The following is a 16,961-nucleotide window of genomic DNA, read 5'->3' as shown; positions in this document are numbered from 1 at the left end:
GAGCAGTTCCGTTCCGAGACGAAAGGTCACACCACAGTGGCATCCATACTCCGCCACCGGCGGCGCATCAGCACGCTGCTGGCCTCGGCCCTCGTGGCCGTCGGCCTGACCACCGTTCAGGCCGGCCCGGCCGCCGCGGCGCCGGACATCGGCGACCCGACCGCGCCCCAGGCCCTGCGCACGGTGGCGCGGTTCCAGGGCGAATGGGACTCCCCGCCCACGGACCTGACGAACGGCGGGACCGTCGACGCCCCGTTGATGGGCAACGGCGACATCGGCGTCGCGGTCGGCGGCTCCATCGACGACCAGACCTTCTACCTCGGCAAGAACGACTTCTTCTCCACCGCCACCAACGGCATCGAGCCGCTCGGCCGGATCGTCCTGTCCGTCCCGGGCCTGTCCGGTTCGAGCTACCACGTCGTGCAGAACATCGCGCGGGCACAGGTGGAGGGCACCTACACCCTCGGCGGCGACACGCTCTCGGCCACGAGCTGGGTCTCGGCGACCGAGAACCTCTTCGTCACCACCCTGCGCCTCACCGGCTCGCGCTCACAGGCCGCGACGCTCACCGTGCAGGACGGACAGGGAAAGACCCCGACAACATCCGTCGGGGGAGCGGTACTTGACGCCGACGTGCAGGCCGGCACCGCCTCCGCGCCGGGCAACCCGCAGGCCCGTATCGCGACGACGGTGCCGGGCAGACCCACGGCCCGCTCGGGCAACCGGATCGGCCTGACCCTCGAACCCGGCGTGACCTACACCGTCGCCTCGGCGATCAACAGCAGCCACGACACGCCCCGTTACCGGTCCGTCGCCCACTCCACGGCCGCCGCACTGACGGACGGCTCACTGGCGAGGCTGCGCGCGGCCCACGCGTCCTGGTGGCGGAGCTACTGGTCCCGGTCGTTCGTCCAGATCCCCGACCAGGCCGTCGAGAAGGGCTGGTACGGCTCGCTCTACCTGCTCGGCTCGGTCTCGCGGGCCGGGAAGTACGCCCCGGGCCTGTGGGGCAACTGGATCACCGGAGCCATGAACTGGTACGGCGACTATCACGCCAACTACAACTACGAGGCGGCGTTCTACTCGACCCTGTCCACCAACCACGTGGCCCAGATGGGCAATTACGACGACCCGATCCTGGACTGGATGCCCCGAGGCAGGGCGAAGGCGGCGGCAGCGGGTTACCAGGGCGTGCTCTACCCGGTGGGCATCTCACCGAACGGCACCAGCGCGGCCGACGACCTGTACAACCAGAAGTCCGACGCCGTGAACTTCGCCAGCGACATGGTCATGAAGTACGCGTACACCCGCAGCGCCTCCTACGCGCGCAAGGTCCTGCCCTACCTCCGGCAGGTCGGTCTCTTCTGGCAGGACTATCTGACCTGGGACGCGGCCACGGACACGTACACCATCGAGAACGACGCGCCGCAGGAAGGCGGCGTCTACCCGCAGACCAACAGCATCCTCTCCCTCGGCCTGGTGCACCTGCTGTTCCAGGGGCTGATCGACATGAGCGAGGACCTGCACGTCAACGCCTCGCTCATCCCCGCCTGGCAGCACATCGACAGCCACCTCGCGCCGCTGCCCACGATGGAGAGGAACGGGCAGACGGTCTTCCGGCAGACCTCCGAGGGCGCCGGCTGGGTCAGCGACGGCAACGACGTCGCCATCCAGGCCGTCTACCCGGGCCTGCAGGTCGGGCTGGACAGCCCGGCCGATCTGCTCCGGACCGCGCGGAACACCATCACGCAGCTGGACAACTGGCACAGCGACAACGCCCCGGCCACCCTGTACGCGGCCGCGGCGATGGTCGGCTACAACCCCAGCACGCTGATGGACGAACTGCACGCCGAGGCCACCGTCCACTCCTACCCGAACATGGCGGTGCACCACTACGGCGGCGGTGTCGAGAACCTCAACGTCATGACCTCGGGGCTCGACGAGATGCTGCTCCAGTCGCACCAGGACGACCTCAAGGTCTTCCCCGACTGGCCCGCCGACTCGAACGGCAAGTTCGGCGGCCTGCTCGCGCGCGGCAACTTCCTCGTCTCCAGCAGCATCCGGGACAACACCGTCGAGTACGTCCGGATCACCGGCAGGTCCGGCGGGAAGCTCACGTTCACCAACCCCTGGCCCGGCAAGACCATGGAGTACTACGCCGACGGCGTCCACAAGGGGACCCTCTCGGGCACCACGATCAAGCTGAACACCTCCGTCGGCGAGACGATCGACCTCGCACCGGCCGGAACCAGCCTGGCCACCGTCCGCCACGAACTGGCCCAGCCCGCCCAGGAGTTGACGACCGGATCGTTCTCCACGGGCTTCGAGGCCGGACAGCCCCAGCCGACCTGGACCGACACCGTCGACACAGTTGACGCCAAGGGCGGCGGCAACTACGGCGTCACCGGCTTGTGTTGCGGCCTCACGGGTCCCCAAGCCGCCGTACGCACCGACGAACAGGCCCACACCGGCAACGCCTCGCTGCTCTATTCCGGCTACGCGGGCGGCGGGTCGTACGACCACGCGTACCTGCAGGTCTACGGCTTCAACGGCGCCCCGCTCACCGTCCGCGACGGCACGACGCTGAGCTACTGGATCTTCCCGCAGTCCGACGCCACCACGCCATGGGTCGGCGCCGGTTCCGACGACAGCACCTGTGTCGCCGTCGACCTGATCTTCACCGACGGCGGCGACCTGCGGGACTCCGGCGCCACCGACCAGTCCGGCACCGGCGTCCATCCCGCCGAGCAGTGCGGCCGGCTCACGCTCGACGCGTGGAACCACGTGACCGTGAACCTCGGCGCGGTCGGGAGGGGGCGGGCGATCAGCAAGATCCTCGTCGGTTACGACCGGCCGGGTGCCACGGGCGGATATCGCGGCTATGTCGACGACCTGAGCATCGGGTGACACGCGGGATCCGGTGAACTCGGCGCGGGGCAGCGACGGTTGACCGTTCGCGCTGTCCGGATGCCGGCGGTCCCGAGGCCCGGTCAGTGGTCGGCGGCGGTGTCCCCGCGGAACGCTCCGGCGACCACGGGGACGAGCTGTCGTTCGAGCTGCTCGGCGGGCATGGCGGCCAGTTCGGCGCCGATGGGGGCCAGGGCGAGCCAGTTGAGCATGCCGGCCGCGCAGCGCGTGCGGAAGTTCAGCTCCTGCTCGTCGACTCCGGGCACGTGGGGCGTCAGCACCCGCAGGACGTCCCGGCGGCTCTGGACGAACTTGTCGGTCAGCCGCTCCCAGCCCTGGGGCGGTTCGATGCCGACCCGTGCCACGGTCCGCATCATGGCCAGGTCCTGGCCGCCGGCCGCGAGCGCCCGCATCATCGGCCCGGCGAAGGCCGCCGCGACCTCCTGGAGGGTCGCGGTGGGGCTGAGGGAGTCGATGGCCTCCATCTGCGCGTCCAGATACCGCTCCAGCGCGTGCTCGATCGCCGAGTCGCACAGCGCCTTCAGCGACCCGTAGTGGTAGCTCACCGCGGCGACGTTGGCTCCGGCGCGGTCCGTGATCTCGCGGAGCGTCAAGCCGTCCGGGCCACGTTGAGCGAGCAACTCCAGGGCGGCCGCTTGCAGCCCGTCCCGCGTGCGCTGACCGGCCTCTCGGCGCAGGTCCGTCTTCTCTACCCTGGTCATGCCCTGTACTCAATCAGTTGTTTGACTTGATTGTCAACAGTTGCGCCGTAGGTCGAGGCATCCCCGTGGCCGGGCGGCCACACAATTCAAACAGTGGCTTGACAGCTTGCGGTGCCGTTCATAAAGTCAAGCCAGCGTTTGATTTACTAAGAGCGCGAGGGGGGCCGCCGCTGCGGCTCCCTGATCCTGAGAACGAACGTGAAGGAATACGTCATGAAGCTGATCAGCCGGAAGTCGATCACCGCCGCTGCCGCTGTGGCTGTCGTGGGTGGTCTTTCCATCGCCGCCGTGCCGTCCCAGGCGGCGAGCCCCGCCCACGAAAAGGCACCGGCCCACAGCAGTACGGCGGCTCCGACCCTGACCGCCCGCCAGCTGGCGAAGCTGCCGCTCACCGACCGCCACCTGACCAAGCACGAGAAGGCCAACCTCGCGATCGTCCTGCGCGACTACTACGTCGCGGAGGGCAGCCACATCGACGTGCCGACCTTCGTCAACAGCTTCACCAAGGACGGCGTCTTCAACGACATGGTCGCCGGCCAGGCCTACCGGGGTAAGGCCCTCGGCACCGTGCTGCCCTACATGAAGGGCCTCTTCTCCGACGTTCACCGTGACCTCAAGCGCATCACCGTGAACGGCGACACCATCAGCATCGAGCTGTCGATCGACGGCACGTTCGACGGGCAGCTCCAGACGCCGGCGGGCGTCGTCAAGGGGAACGGCCACAAGGTCGCCGCGCCGACCGCCGACTTCTGGTACCTGAAGAACGGCAAGGTCACGACGTTCGACTGCTTCGTCGGTTACTCGAAGATGTACTCCGACATGGGCGTGAACTTCGACTGGGCCTCGGCGGTCAACAAGCACTGAGTCGCTCTCCGGGGGGGGGGGGGGGGGGGGCCCGCCCCCCCCCCCCCCCCCCCCCCCCCCCCCCCCCCCGCCGCGTGGCCGCCGACACCGGCGCGCCCCGTCCGAGCGCCTCCCTCACGAACCACAGCCCGTCGGAGAACCCCTTGAATCCCACAGGCAACACCGTCCTCGTCGCCGGAGCGACCTCCGGCATCGGCCTCGGCCTCGCGCTGCGACTGCACGCGGCGGGCAACCGGGTCGTCATCTCCGGGCGCCGCGAGGACAGGCTGCGGCAGATCGTCGCGGAGCACCCCGGCATCGAGTCCGTCGTCCTCGACGTCACCGACCCGGCCGCCGTCCAGGACGTCACCGCGCAGCTGCTGCGACGCTTCCCCGACCTCGACGTCCTGGTGGCGATGGCCGGCATGATGCTGCCGGAGGACCTCCACAGCGGTGGTTTCCTCGCCACGGCGGAGGCGACGGTGGCGACCAACCTCCTCGGCCCCATCCGCCTGGTGGCCGCTCTCACCGAACACCTCGCCACCCGGCCCCGGGCGACGATCATGACGGTGTCCTCGGGACTGGCCTTCGTCCCGCTGCCGATCGCCCCGACCTACAACGCGACCAAGGCCGCCGTCCACTCCTTCACCGAGAGCCTGCGCGTCCAGCTGGCGGACACCGGCGTCGAGGTCCTCGAACTGATACCCCCGGCGGTGCGCACCGCCCTGATGGGCCAGGAGGACTCGGAGACCGCCATGCCCCTCGACGCCTTCCTCGACGAGGTCATGAGCATCCTCGGCACGGGCGACCAGCCGGACGAGATCCTCGTCAAGGCGGTCGAGCCGGTGCGCTTCGCCGAGGCCCGCGGTGAGTACGACGCCATGCTCCGCATGCTGTCCGGCCGCTGACGGACCGTCAACCAGCCTATGCACAAGCCGAGTTCGCCCACTCGCACAACGCCGACCTGAGCGCACGACCGACCACAGAGGAGCACACCGGCATGACCACCCGGCTCGGAATGGGTCTCCCGCAGAACCGGCAGTACGACCTCGGCAAGGACGTGCCCGACGTGGCGCGCGCCGCCGAGGCCATCGGATACGACAGCGTCTGGGTGTACGAACGCGCCCTCTTCCCCGAACCCCAGACCCAGCCGCTCTACGGCGTCCCCGGCCTGCCCTGGCCCGAGGCCTACCGGGGCGTGGCCGAGCCGCTGGTCACCCTCACCCTCGCGGCGGCGGTCACCGAGCGGGTCGAACTGGGCACCGCCGTACTGGTCGCCCCGCTGCACATCCCGTTCCAACTGGCCAAGTCCCTGGCCACGTTGGACGCGGCGAGCGGCGGCCGGGTCGTCGCAGGCCTGGGCAGCGGCTGGTCCCTCGACGAGTACGCGGCCGCCGGGGTGCGCCCGTTCGAGGAGCGCGGCAAGGTCATGGACGAGGTGTTCGCGGTGTGCCGGGCGGTGTGGGGCCCGGACCCGGTGGTCTACCAGGACGGCGCGGTCACGAGGATCGCCTCGGCCGTGGTCGGACCCAAGCCGGCCCGGCCGATCCCGATCCTGGTGCCGGCCAACTCCCCGCGGGCGATGCGCCGACTCGTCGACCACGCCGACGGCTGGCTGCCGTACGCCGACGGACCCGCTCAAGTGGCCGATGGATGGCGCCGGTTGCAGGACCTCGCCGCCGAGCGGGGCCGCACCCGGCCGCTGCGGACGGTCGTACGAGTGAATCCGGACTACACCGCCAAGCGGCACGAGGGGCCGGACCGGCAGCCCTTCCAGGGTGATGTCGAGCAGATCGTCACCGATCTGATGGCGTACGCCGGGATCGGTCTCGACGAGTTCCTGGTCGATCTCTCGTGGGCCGCGCGGGACGCGCAGGAACTGAAGGACCTGGCCGCCGAGGTGTACGAGGCGGCCCGTGCGGCCGGTTTCTGAGGCCCTCCATGAGGTCCGGGCCCCGGCCGCCGCACGCCCCTCAAGGCGTACGGCGGCCGGCGGTCTCCGCTTCGGGTCAGCAGGTGGGCACGTCCAGCCAAGCCGGGCCCTTGATGTAGATGTTGGTCATCCAGGAACCGTCCGTCAGCTTGGCCCAGGCGTCGTTCGTGTAGCCCTCGGCCGTGACCTCCTGGGCGTGGGCCTGGCAGACGACGTTGACCGTGGTGGGCTGGGCGAAGTAGTCGACCACGCCGGCGTTGACGTTGGGCTGGCTGTGGGTGCGGACGCCGGTGCCCCAGGTCTGGAACGGCTTGCTGCCTCCTGACGGCGGCGGGGTGCTGCTGCCGCCGCAGTCCGGGATGCCGGGCAGCGAGGCCGGGCCCTTGATGTAGATGTTGGTCATCCACGAACCGTCGGCCAGCTTGGACCAGATGTCGTTGGTGTAGCCCTCGGCGGTGACGGTCTCGGCGTGCTCCTGGCACTGGACGGAGACCTGGGTGGGACCGGCGAAGGTGTCCACCACGGCACCGCGCACGCTCGGCGTGGAGCGGGTACGCACCCCGGTGCCCCAGGTCTCGAAGACCGTACCGCCGTTCGCGGGCGGGGGAGTCGGCGTGCCCGAGCCGTTGATCCGGATCGCGCCCGCGTAGTCGCCGCCGGTGCGGACGGGGGCGACCCGGATGTGGGTGCCCGACTCGTACGCCTCGACCATCTGCCCGTTGCCCAGGTACATGGCGACGTGGTGGATGTGCCCGCTGCCCCAGAACATCAGGTCGCCCGGCAGCAGCGGGGCGCTGCCCTGCGCGGCGGAGAAGCGGGCCGAGGCCTGCGAGCTGTGGAACTGGTCGTCCGCCGTGCCGTTGAGCAGGTCTCTGCCGGTGGCCTGGTAGTAGGCGTAGCGGGTCAGGCCGGAGCAGTCGAAGCCCTTGCGCTCGTTGTCGTGGAGGCTGTCGGGGTCCGAGCCGTCGTAGTAGCCGTAGCTGGCGCCCGGGGTGGCCGCGTGGCCGCCGCCCCAGCTGTACCAGACGCCGATCTGCGAACAGGCGGCGTTCACCGCGGCCTGCGCGGTGGCCGAGGCGCCCGGTGCCAGGACACCGCAGGCGGCGGCCTGCGCGGCGGCGTGGGCCGGGGCGGAGACGAACGCGGACAGGGCGAGGACCGAGGCCCCCAGGAGCGCGCCGCTGGTCCGGCGGCGCGTGCTACTGGTGTTCAAGGAAGTCTTCCTTCGTGTGGTCGTGCGGGTGGCGTCGTCGGGCGGGACGTACGTGCCGCTCCCCACCCCCGTGGGGGAGCGGCACGGGCTAGTGGCGGAGCGCGTCGCGCATCTTGGCCAGGCCGCGCATCCGGTTGCGCTGGACGGTTCCGCGGTGGGCGCCGAGGCGTTCACCCGCGGTGTCGTGGCTGAGGCCCTCCAGGTCGACGAGGATCACCGCCGCGGCCTCCTTCTCGGAGAGCACGCCGAGCAGCGCCAGCGTGGTCTGGGACGCCTCGTAGGAGGCAAGACCGCCGTCCCAGCCCGACTCGGGCAGCCGGTCGGTGGACTGCTCGCGGCGCGAGGGGTGCTGCCACGCGTCGCGCAGCAGGTTCAGGGCGACGGTGCAGGTGTAGGCGTACGGGTGCTGCTGCCGCGTCAGGGTCTGGGCGCGGGCGCGCCGGGAGAGCCGTAGATAGGTCTCCTGGAGCAGGTCGTCGGCGTCGTGCGGGTTGCCGGTCAGGGCCAGCAGGCGGCGGCGCAGGCGTGGCATGTCGGCGGCGAAGGACGCGTCGAAGTCCTTCGGACTCATCCGTTCGCCGTCCTCGCGCCGCGGTGGCGGGACGGGGCAGGTTCCGGTCTCCAATGCTGTTTCCCCCTGGGTCGTGAACGCGGCCGTGAACCTGGTCGTGAACTCGGCCGTACGGTGCGGTCGTTGGGTGTCCCGGTCGGTGGCTGGTCAGGCCGCCGGGTCGGGCGGGGCGGCGGGGCCGTAGCGGGCTGCCGGTGCCCGGCGCAGGAGCGCCCAGTACCGGTCGCCGTAGGACCAGTGCCACCATTCGGTCGGGTAGTTGACGAAGCCGGTCGCGCCGAGGGCCCAGCTCATGAGGGCCCGGTTGGCGCGTGCCTCGGTGCTGATGCCGGGTGCCTCGGTGCGGCAGGCGCCCTCGCTCTCCTCGGGGGTCGCGTTGACCTCCGTGCCCAGCGGGAGTTCCCGGCCGTCCAGGTCGCACAGCGTCAGGTCGACGGCCCCGCCGCTGACGTGCGGTGCGACCTCCGGCGGGGAGATGTACGCGCTCGCCAGTTCGCGGATCCGTTCCGGCGAGGCGTCCGGGTGGGCCCGGCGCATGGTCCGCGCGTACTCCTCGAAGTACCGGCGTTGCAGATCGGGCGGCCGGTACCCCTCCACCACCAGGAACCGGACCCCGGCCGGCAGCAGCCGCTGGGCGCGCACCAGCCGCCGTAGCGCACCGGCCCTGAGGTGGGCGTAGTGGCCGTCGTCGTCGGCCTGCCGGTGGTCGAGCCACAGGTGGCCCGTGCCGCGCAGGTCGACCAGCGCTTCGCCGCAGTCGTCCTCCGCGACCGCGGCGACCCGGGCGTCCGAGAGGGTGATGATCTCTGTCACGTGCATCAGCATCGCGGACCCCGCTGCAATCGCTCTGCAAGTTGCCTGTAGGTGTCCCACCAGGACTTCTGCAGGCGTGCGAGAGGCTACGGCGGCGTCACGGGGACCGGCGGTGCGGTTCGGACCGGTTGCCGTTCGTGAAGCTCGTCGGCGACGAACGTGCCGTGCGGCGGCCCCACTTGGCCTTCCCGGCCTGTCACGGGCGAGGCCGGAGCAGCCGCGCGGAACTACCCGGCGTCCGTCGCCGGCTCCTGTGCCTCGCGGCAGCCCAACTCCCGGAAGACGCCCAGTGCTTCGGCCCTGGCCGCGTGTGCTGCCGACGTGTCGCCGTGGGCCTCCCGGACCTCGGCCAGGTCGCGGAGTGTGCGGGCCCGCCACAGGGGCAGCCGTAGGTGCTCCCATGCCGACAGGGCCTGCTCCAGCGGTTCCCGCGCGCCGTCCGGATCGCCGGCGGCGAGATGCCACTCGCCCAGCGTGCGCAGGACGAGCGCCTCGCCGAAGCGGTCCTGGCGCTCGTGGGTCACGGCCAGGCACCGGCCGAGCCGCGCCCGTGCCTCGTCGAGCCGGCCGATCCTCAACTCCGTCTTGGCCAGGGACTGTTCGGTGTACATCACCCCGAAGGTGTCCCGCAGCGCCGAGAAGATCCGCAGTGCCTCGTGCAGCAGACGCTCGGCGTCCGCGAGCGCGCCCTCGGCCCGGTGGCACAGGGCCAGCGACCGCAGGGTCAGCGCCTCGCCGTGCCGGTCGCCCTCCGCGCGGTACAGGTCGAGCGCCCGCGCGAGAGCCTCCCGGGCCTCGGCGCCGCGCCCCTGTTCCCGGTGCACGTATCCGATGCCGTACAGCACCCGGGCCCGGGCACCCCGCGCGCCGGACTCCCCGTACCGCTCCAGCGCCGCGTCCAGCAGCTCCAACGCCTCGGCGTACCGGGCCTGTTCGCGGCGGGCCGTCCCCATCCCGGCGAGCGCGAGCGCCACGCCCTCGGGCACATCGCCGCGTGCCTCGAACAGCCGCAGGGCGCCGCCGAAGTAGGTGTACGACTCCTCGAACTCGTCCTGTTCGTAGCGCAGTTGGCCCAGCCCGGCGAGCAGCCAGGCCTCTTCCTCGACATCCCCGGCGCGGTGTACGGCGGCCATGGCCGCGGCGTGCGAGCGGGACCAGGCGTCGAACTGGTTGTACAGCGCGGCCGAGCTCGCGATCAGCGCACCGGCCAGATCGCGGGCGGCGCGGACCATGCCGTGGTCGGCGCAGTATTCGACTGCCGCCAGGAGACAGGCCTGTTCGGCGGCGAACCAGGACGTGGGCCGCTCCAGCAGCTCCTCCTCGGTCTCCGCGTCGAGGGGCCGTACGGCGGCCGGTTGGGGAAAGCGCCGGGCGGCTCCGCCCGGGCCGAGGGCGGCCGCCTTCTCGGCGAGCCCCAGCCAGGACGCCACCAACCGCAGTACGGCCGCCGTACGTTCCTCGGGACTCTCCTCGGACAGACAGCGCTCGCGGGCGTGTTCGCGGGCCAGGTCATGGATGCGGTACCGGCTGCGGCCCGTGTCGTCGACGCCGATCACGTCGATGAAGTGGCAGTCCACCAGCCGCTCCACCGCCTCCTCGGCCTCCTCCGTACCGATGTCCAGCAGCGGGGCGGCGATCCAGGCCGCGAAGTCCGGCAGATCGAGCAGGGCCAGTCGGCGCAGCGCCCGGCGCTCGGGCAACTCCAGGTCGGCGTAACCGAGTTCGAGGCTGGTGCGCAACTCCAGGTCCCCGGCGCGCAGTTCGCTCAGCCGGCGCCGTTCGTCGCGCAGCCGGTCGGCGAGCCGGCCGGGCGCCCAGTGCGGGCGTGCCGCCAGCCGCGCGCCCGCGATGCGCACCGCCAGCGGCAGCCGTCCGCACAGCGAGACGATCTCCGCGGCCCGCTCCGGCTCGGCACTCGTCCGGTCCGGTCCGGCCACGCGGCGCAGCAGTTCGAGCGCCTCCGCCTGTTCGGGCACGGCCAGGTCCAGATGGGCCGAGCCCTCCAGCGCCACCAGCCGGCGCCGGCTCGTGACGAGGACGGCACTGCCCGGACCCGGGGGCAGCAGGGGCCGTACGTGCGCCTCGCCCGCCGCGTTGTCCAGGATCAGCAGGACGCGCCGGTGGCCGATGTGGGTGCGGTACAGCCCCGTCAGCTCCTCGACCGAGGTCGGCAGGGTCTCGGGGTCGGCGCCCATCGCGCGCAGCAGCCGGGCGAGGGCGTCGGCGGGCTGCAGCGGCGCGGTGTCGGCCGCCCGCAGGTCCACGAACAGGCGCCCGTCCGGAAAGAGTTCGGCCGTCCGGTGACCGACGTGCACGGCGAGCGCGGTCTTGCCCGTGCCGGACCGGCCGGAGATCACCCCGATCGGCGGAGCGGTACGGCCCGCCTCGTCGACCCCGCCCACCAGCGAGGCGGCCCAGGCGATCTGCTCGGTGCGGCCCACGAAGTCGGCGATGTCCGGCGGGAGATGGGACGGCGCGGGGGTGGGGGTGGGGGTGGAGCGGCCGGCGGCCGGCGGCTTCGGGGGACCGGCGGGTTCCCGCCCGGTGCCATGCGGGCGCGGGGTGCCCGCCACCCGGGTGTCGTTGGTCAGTACCGCCTGGTGCAGGGCCCGCAACTCCGGGCCGGGGTCGATGCCCAGCTCCTCGCGCAGGATCGCGCGGCCCTCCTGGTACGTGCGCAGGGCGTCGGAGACACGGCCGGTGCGGACCAGCGCGGTCATCAGCTGGCCGCGCGGGCGCTCCCGCAGCGGGTGGGCGGCGACGTGCGCGAGCAGCGGGGCGATCGTCCGGTCCGCGCGGCCCAGATCGAGATGCAGCCCGAAGGACTCCTCCTGGGCGACGAGCCGCAGTTCGGCAAGGCGGGACGCCTCGATCCGGGCGAACGACTGGCCCAGTCCCTCCAGCGCCTCCGGCCCGCGCCACAGCGCCAGCGCCTCGCGCAGCAGATCGGCCGCCTCCTCGCGACGGCCCGCCGCGGCGGCGGCCCGGCCCGAGGCGAGCAGGTCCTCGAACCGGCGGGCGTCGATCTGGGACGGGTCGAGATCGGCGACATAGCCCGGCGGCCGCGTCCGCACCACGGCGTCCCGCGTGACCTGGGCCAGTGCCCGGCGTACGGCGGAGACATGGGTGGCGACCAGGGCGCCCGCGGTGGCCGGCGCCTCCTCGTCCCAGACGCAGTCCACGAGCCGCTCGGTGGAGAGGACCTCGCCGAGGTGGACGACCAGTGCCGACAGGACCGCGAGGGGTCTGACACCGCCGAGCGGGGCCCGCCGGTCGCCGGCCCACACCTCCACCGGACCGAGCAGCCGCACTTCGAACATCGTTCCCCGATCGCCGCACCACCCGCCCGATGGAGCACGGCAAAGATAACGGCGAACATGCCCACGACATAGCCGAGGCACAGCAACGGCCGGACCGCCGTGACCGGATTCGATCGATTCGGCGGACCGGTGTCCCTCACCTGCAACGGCAGGGCAGGTGACGCCTGTTGTGCGCGCCTCCGGCAGCGGTCGGCGCCCCTCCCTCCTCTCGCCGGTTGGCTGGTTCTCGCCGGTCGGTGAGGCGGTCGGCCAAGCGGTCGGCGAGGCCTGTCGCGCGCAGGGAGGACGGTTCGCCCGGCGCCCTCGTATGACCGCCGGAGAAAGAAAAAACCTTGTGATCGAGGGGCATACGGACGAGGCCCCTGGGGCGTCAACGGCTCGAAAGCACCACGTCCGTTCGACCGAGCCCCGGGAGCCGCCCCATGCACCGATGGACCCTGGCCCTGCTGACCGCCGGTCTGCTGGCGACGACGGCCACCGGCTGCGCGGGCACCACGACCACTCCCGGGGCGCCCGCCGGTGGTACACCCCGGGCCGCGGGCAGCCCGGCGGAGACGCTACGGCTCGCGGAGCAGCTCCTCATCAAGGAGTGCATGGAGAAGGAGGGGCACAAGTACTGGGTCGAGCCGCCCAGCCCCGACGACGTCGCGATCCGCTTCCCCTACGTCGTCGACGACCCGGCATGGGCCAAGGCCCACGGCTACGGCACCGATCTGCGACGGGAACGGGAGGCCGAGGTCCGGCGCAACGCCAACCAGCGGTACTTCCGCTCCATGCCGGCCGACACCCGGGCCACACTCGTGAACGACCTCAACGGGGCGCGGCCACAAGGACTTTCGGCCCGGCTCCCGAACGGCGTCCGGGTCACCCACAGCGACCAGGGCTGCCAGGCCACCGCCGAACGAGAGCTGTACGGGAACCTCCAGGCCTGGTTCCGGGCCACCCGGGTCACCGACAGCCTGGCCGGCCTGCGCGTCGGCCTCGTGACGAACGACAAGCGCTACAAGGCCGCCGTCAAACCGTGGGCACGCTGCATGCGCGAACGGACGTACCCCTACGCGGACCCCGCCCGGACCCGCGCCGCGGCCACCCTGCCGGAGACCCCGTGGCCGCACGCCAAGGAAGTACGGCTGGCTTCGGCGGAGGCGGCCTGCGCCGTCTCCAGCGGCCTGTCGACCGTGGCGAAGTCCCTGGACTCCGAGTACCGGGACCGACTACGGCGAAGCCACCCCCGGGAGACGGCCGATCTCACGCGCCTCAAGCGCGAGGCACTGCCCCGCGCCCGCGCGATCGTCGCCCGCGGCGACTGAGCCGGGCCTGCCTCCCCTTCCCGTCCACACACACCCACACCCACAGACCACCACGGCCGTCGAGCCGTGGGCGCATCACCCCACCTTGGGCGCACCACCCGACCCACAACGAAACGAGGGAAACCATGTCCGTCAAGCGCATCCTCACCGTCGCCGCCTCGGCCGCCGCCGTCGCCGCGCTCTTCTCCCCGGTCTCCAGCGCCAGCGCGCTGGACGCGGGCACCCAGAAGACCGCGACCGCGCAGCTCTCCGGGGACGGCTACCTCCACGTCTACACCCAGCCCTACGGCGGCGGCCGCGAGTGCAAGTGGTCCGGCAACTCCGACAACTGGGGCAGCTGCCGCAACCTGACCTCCGACATCTGGAACAACGGCTACGCGGGCGGCTTTGACGCCGTGGACCTGTACACCGCTCCCAACGCCGGTGGCGCGCACGCCTGCATCAGCCAGGGCGACCGCTGGTACGACACCACGACCGGCAACTACAAGTTCACCTACGGCGCGGGCCTGTCCCAGTTCGGCAAGAGCGTCAACAACAACATCTCCTCGCACCGCTGGGTGGACTACTGCAGCCAGGGCTGACGACCCGACGGACCCGCCCCGGTACGCCTGCGCACAGGTGGACCGGGGCGGGCCGCGCGGGCCGGCACCGGGTGCTCGATCAGCAGGGCACCCCGCTCACCCTGCTGAGCTGGCTGTCCGGAACCCAACCCGCCCATCCGCCGGTGGAGTCGTCGCGGACGTAGTTCCACCCCACTCCGCCGATGTAGCGGTAGCAGTGGAGGTCGACGATCTGGCCCTTCTGACCCTCGGCGCACGCGCTCGCCGAGGTGGAGGCGGTCTTGCGGAGCTTGGTCGCGTTGTTGACGAAGTACGCGCCCCACGGAGAGGAGTCCTTGTCGGTGGGCGCCCAGTAGGAGCCGGCGGTCTCGCACGGCTTCCAGGCGTCGGCGGCCTGAGCGGTGCCCGACAGGAGGACGCCCTGCAGCCCGGCGGCGACGGCGAGCACGGTCGCCGCGGTGGTGAGGCGGGAGGTCAACGATGTCATCGAGAGCCCTTTCTGGATTCTTCCCGGATGCTTCGCGGTGTGTGTTCCGAGGACGACGATGACAAGACGGTCCTGTGGGGACGCTGAAGGTTCCTGAAAGGCCTTCAGCGTCCCCACAGGACCCGGCCGCCATGCTGGGGCCATGCGAATACTCGTGGTCGAGGACGACCGACGGCTTGCCGAATTACTGCGCCGCGGGCTCGTGGACGAGGGGTACGCCGTCGATCTCGTCCACGACGGAAGCCGGGGCCTGGAGATGGCGCTGGAGAACACCTACGACGCGCTGGTGCTCGATGTCATGCTCCCGGGCCTGAACGGCTTCGGGCTGTGCGGACGGCTGCGCGAGGCGGGCAGGTGGATGCCCGTACTGATGCTCACCGCCATGGACGGTGAGTACGACCAGGCCGAAGGGCTCGACCTCGGCGCCGACGACTACGTCACCAAGCCGTTCTCCTTCGTCGCGCTGGCCGCCCGGCTGCGCGCGCTGATCCGCCGGGGCCGTCCCGAACGGCCGGCCGTGCTGCGCGTCGGCGACCTGGAGATCGACCCGGCCGCCCGCCGCTGCCGACGCGCGGGCACGGACGTCGTGCTGACGGCACGTGAGTTCGCCGTCCTGGAGTACCTGGCCCGCCGGGGCGGGGAGACCGTGTCCAAGTGCGAGGTCCTCGAACACGTCTGGGACGACCGCTTCGACGGTGACGTCAACCTCGTCGAGGTCTATGTCAGCGCGCTGCGCCGCAAGATCGACGTGCCCTTCCGGCGGCACACCATCCGCACGGTCCGCGGGGTCGGCTACCGGCTCGACGCCGCGGAAAGGAGCGGGCCGTGACCCGGGGCCGTGCCAGGCACCTGCTGCGCCGCCTGCGGCCGGCCACCATCCGTACGCGACTGGCCCTCCTGGCCGCCGTCGTCACGCTGGTTCCGCTGAGTGCGGGCGCGGTGTCCGTCTCGCTCATGGAGCGCGCCTCCCTGCTGCAGGGCGCCGCCCGCCGGACATCCACCGGGGTCGCGGACATCTCCACGCTGTTGCACACCGCCGTGGACCTGCCCGACTGCACCCGGTCCTTCCAGCGGGTGCAGCGTCTCAGCGACAAGAACATCAGCCTGTGCCTGCCCACACGGCAGGCGGGTCAGAGCGCGGGAAAACTGTCACTGCTTCCATGGGCCGACCCGGCCGGCGGACCCGTACCGATCCGCACCCTCGTCAGCCGGTCGTACATGGAACCAGGCCTGTCCCCGAGCAATGTCGTCATCGCGCAGTCCCTCGAAGCCGAACAGGCCCGGCTGAACACCGTCGTCCGGATTCTCCTCGGTGCCGTCGCGGGGATCACCCTGCTGGTGTCGGGCACCACGTGGTTCGTCGTGGGGCGGGTGCTGCGCCCGGTCGAGGCGATCCGCGCCGACTTCGCCGACCTGAGCGCGAACCACCTCGACCGGCGGGTCCCGGTCCCGCGCACGGGCAATGAGATCGCCCGCCTGGCCCTCACCATGAACTCCACGCTCGACCGCCTGCACAAGGCCGTCGACCAGCAGCGCCAGTTCACCGCGGACGCCTCCCACGAACTGCGCACACCGCTGGCGTGTCTGCGCACCGAGCTCGAACTCGCCCTGAACAACCCCGCCGCCGCCGACTGGCCGCGGACCGTCCACGATGCCCACCGGGACACCATCCGCCTGCAGGACCTGACCGAGAACCTGCTGCTGCTGGCCCGCCTCGACTCCCAGCACGGCGGCCCGGACCCGCGTCGGACCGTCGACCTCACCGACCTCGTGCGTGAGGAGACCGCGCGTCGCCGCCCGCCACCCGGCATCGTCCTCGACGTCTCCCCGCCACCCGGCCCCGTGACGGTGCGCGGCCGGCACGCCCTGCTCGCCCGGGTGCTGGGCAACCTCCTCGACAACGCCGAACGCCACGCGGCCGGCACCATAACCGTCCGCCTGACCCACGACGCCGCAGGCCGCCAGGCCGTCCTCGACGTCCGGGACGACGGCCCCGGCATTCCCTGGCCCGACCGCCGGCGGATCTTCGAACGCTTCACCCGCCTCGACGACGTACGCACCCGTGAGACCGGCGGCACCGGCCTCGGTCTGGCCATCGCCGAGCGCATCGCCGTCACGCATCACGGCACGCTCACGCTGACCCCGAGCGACCGCGGCGCCCACTTCACCCTTCGGCTCCCCATGAACGTGGAGGCCGACGAAGCCGGGCCGGTTCCCTGACGGTCATCACGGCCGTATCTCCCAGGAACCCCGGACGTGGGGCCGGTGCGGCGGCTTGTCCG

General features: G+C 71.7%; 14 protein-coding genes. 8 read left to right on the top strand and 6 right to left on the bottom strand.

Annotation, left to right across the window (positions count from 1 at the left end):
- Nucleotides 1-36 precede the first annotated feature (36 nt).
- Nucleotides 37-2,907, top strand: coding sequence for a glycosyl hydrolase family 95 catalytic domain-containing protein (locus tag ACIBK4_RS10680; protein WP_398994126.1), 2,871 nt, complete (start codon nucleotides 37-39; stop codon nucleotides 2,905-2,907).
- An 83-nt stretch (nucleotides 2,908-2,990) separates the two neighbouring features.
- Here the strand turns inward: ACIBK4_RS10680 and ACIBK4_RS10675 are convergent, their stop codons facing one another.
- Nucleotides 2,991-3,629, bottom strand: coding sequence for a TetR/AcrR family transcriptional regulator (locus ACIBK4_RS10675; RefSeq protein ID WP_398994124.1), 639 nt, complete (start codon nucleotides 3,627-3,629; stop codon nucleotides 2,991-2,993).
- Between the two features lie 213 nt (nucleotides 3,630-3,842).
- Between ACIBK4_RS10675 and ACIBK4_RS10670 the strand changes: the two genes are divergently transcribed.
- The 3 genes from ACIBK4_RS10670 (at nucleotide 3,843) to ACIBK4_RS10660 (ending at nucleotide 6,405) form a co-directional block, all read left to right on the top strand.
- Nucleotides 3,843-4,493 carry a nuclear transport factor 2 family protein gene (locus ACIBK4_RS10670; RefSeq protein WP_398994122.1) on the top strand — a complete coding sequence of 217 codons (651 nt, stop codon included), beginning with the start codon at nucleotides 3,843-3,845 and terminating at the stop codon, nucleotides 4,491-4,493.
- 143 nt (nucleotides 4,494-4,636) lie between these two features.
- Nucleotides 4,637-5,380, top strand: a complete 744-nt coding sequence (locus ACIBK4_RS10665; protein WP_398994120.1) for an SDR family oxidoreductase — start codon at nucleotides 4,637-4,639, stop codon at nucleotides 5,378-5,380.
- Nucleotides 5,381-5,472: 92 nt separating this feature from the next.
- Nucleotides 5,473-6,405 carry an LLM class F420-dependent oxidoreductase gene (locus tag ACIBK4_RS10660; RefSeq protein ID WP_398994118.1) on the top strand — a complete coding sequence of 311 codons (933 nt, stop codon included), beginning with the start codon at nucleotides 5,473-5,475 and terminating at the stop codon, nucleotides 6,403-6,405.
- A 76-nt stretch (nucleotides 6,406-6,481) separates the two neighbouring features.
- Here ACIBK4_RS10660 and ACIBK4_RS10655 read toward each other — a convergent pair whose 3' ends face one another.
- The 4 genes from ACIBK4_RS10655 to ACIBK4_RS10640 form a co-directional block, all read right to left on the bottom strand.
- Nucleotides 6,482-7,618: a C40 family peptidase gene (locus ACIBK4_RS10655; protein WP_398994116.1), complete on the bottom strand. Its 1,137-nt coding sequence runs from the start codon at nucleotides 7,616-7,618 to the stop codon at nucleotides 6,482-6,484.
- Nucleotides 7,619-7,706: 88 nt separating this feature from the next.
- Nucleotides 7,707-8,189 carry an RNA polymerase sigma factor gene (locus ACIBK4_RS10650; protein ID WP_398994114.1) on the bottom strand — a complete coding sequence of 161 codons (483 nt, stop codon included), beginning with the start codon at nucleotides 8,187-8,189 and terminating at the stop codon, nucleotides 7,707-7,709.
- A gap of 147 nt (nucleotides 8,190-8,336) precedes the next feature.
- Nucleotides 8,337-9,002, bottom strand: coding sequence for a M15 family metallopeptidase (locus ACIBK4_RS10645; protein ID WP_398994112.1), 666 nt, complete (start codon nucleotides 9,000-9,002; stop codon nucleotides 8,337-8,339).
- A gap of 227 nt (nucleotides 9,003-9,229) precedes the next feature.
- Entirely contained in the window at nucleotides 9,230-12,322 is a 3,093-nt protein-coding gene (locus tag ACIBK4_RS10640) for an AfsR/SARP family transcriptional regulator (protein WP_398994110.1), read from the bottom strand.
- Nucleotides 12,323-12,744: 422 nt separating this feature from the next.
- Here ACIBK4_RS10640 and ACIBK4_RS10635 point away from each other — a divergent pair, with 422 nt between their 5' ends.
- Nucleotides 12,745-13,632 (top strand): hypothetical protein, encoded by an 888-nt coding sequence (locus tag ACIBK4_RS10635; protein ID WP_398994108.1) that lies wholly within the window; start codon nucleotides 12,745-12,747, stop codon nucleotides 13,630-13,632.
- 125 nt (nucleotides 13,633-13,757) lie between these two features.
- Nucleotides 13,758-14,213, top strand: a complete 456-nt coding sequence (locus ACIBK4_RS10630) for a hypothetical protein (RefSeq protein WP_398994106.1) — start codon at nucleotides 13,758-13,760, stop codon at nucleotides 14,211-14,213.
- Between the two features lie 79 nt (nucleotides 14,214-14,292).
- Here the strand turns inward: ACIBK4_RS10630 and ACIBK4_RS10625 are convergent, their stop codons facing one another.
- On the bottom strand, nucleotides 14,293-14,679 hold the full coding sequence (locus ACIBK4_RS10625; protein ID WP_366436016.1) for a hypothetical protein: 387 nt from the start codon (nucleotides 14,677-14,679) through the stop codon (nucleotides 14,293-14,295).
- Between the two features lie 142 nt (nucleotides 14,680-14,821).
- Here ACIBK4_RS10625 and ACIBK4_RS10620 point away from each other — a divergent pair, with 142 nt between their 5' ends.
- Complete coding sequence (locus tag ACIBK4_RS10620) at nucleotides 14,822-15,508, top strand: response regulator transcription factor (RefSeq protein ID WP_398994103.1); 687 nt, start codon at nucleotides 14,822-14,824, stop codon at nucleotides 15,506-15,508.
- Nucleotides 15,505-16,899 carry a sensor histidine kinase gene (locus ACIBK4_RS10615; protein ID WP_398994101.1) on the top strand — a complete coding sequence of 465 codons (1,395 nt, stop codon included), beginning with the start codon at nucleotides 15,505-15,507 and terminating at the stop codon, nucleotides 16,897-16,899. The genes ACIBK4_RS10620 and ACIBK4_RS10615 overlap by 4 nt, the downstream gene beginning before the upstream one ends.
- Nucleotides 16,900-16,961: the final 62 nt, after the last annotated feature.

The organism is Streptomyces sp. NPDC050528, from assembly GCF_044457795.1.
GTDB lineage: Bacteria > Actinomycetota > Actinomycetes > Streptomycetales > Streptomycetaceae > Streptomyces.
This window is presented reverse-complemented; position numbering and strand designations above follow the sequence as displayed.

Excerpts from the sequence above, each read along its gene's own strand:
- ACIBK4_RS10675 (WP_398994124.1), bottom strand. The coding sequence starts at position 3,629 with ATGACCAGGGTAGAGAAGACGGACCTGCGCCGAGAGGCCGGTCAGCGC.
- ACIBK4_RS10670 (WP_398994122.1), top strand. The coding sequence starts at position 3,843 with ATGAAGCTGATCAGCCGGAAGTCGATCACCGCCGCTGCCGCTGTGGCT.
- ACIBK4_RS10660 (WP_398994118.1), top strand. The coding sequence starts at position 5,473 with ATGACCACCCGGCTCGGAATGGGTCTCCCGCAGAACCGGCAGTACGAC.
- ACIBK4_RS10650 (WP_398994114.1), bottom strand. The coding sequence starts at position 8,189 with ATGAGTCCGAAGGACTTCGACGCGTCCTTCGCCGCCGACATGCCACGC.
- ACIBK4_RS10640 (WP_398994110.1), bottom strand. The coding sequence starts at position 12,322 with ATGTTCGAAGTGCGGCTGCTCGGTCCGGTGGAGGTGTGGGCCGGCGAC.
- ACIBK4_RS10635 (WP_398994108.1), top strand. The coding sequence starts at position 12,745 with ATGCACCGATGGACCCTGGCCCTGCTGACCGCCGGTCTGCTGGCGACG.
- ACIBK4_RS10630 (WP_398994106.1), top strand. The coding sequence starts at position 13,758 with ATGTCCGTCAAGCGCATCCTCACCGTCGCCGCCTCGGCCGCCGCCGTC.
- ACIBK4_RS10625 (WP_366436016.1), bottom strand. The coding sequence starts at position 14,679 with ATGACATCGTTGACCTCCCGCCTCACCACCGCGGCGACCGTGCTCGCC.
- ACIBK4_RS10620 (WP_398994103.1), top strand. The coding sequence starts at position 14,822 with ATGCGAATACTCGTGGTCGAGGACGACCGACGGCTTGCCGAATTACTG.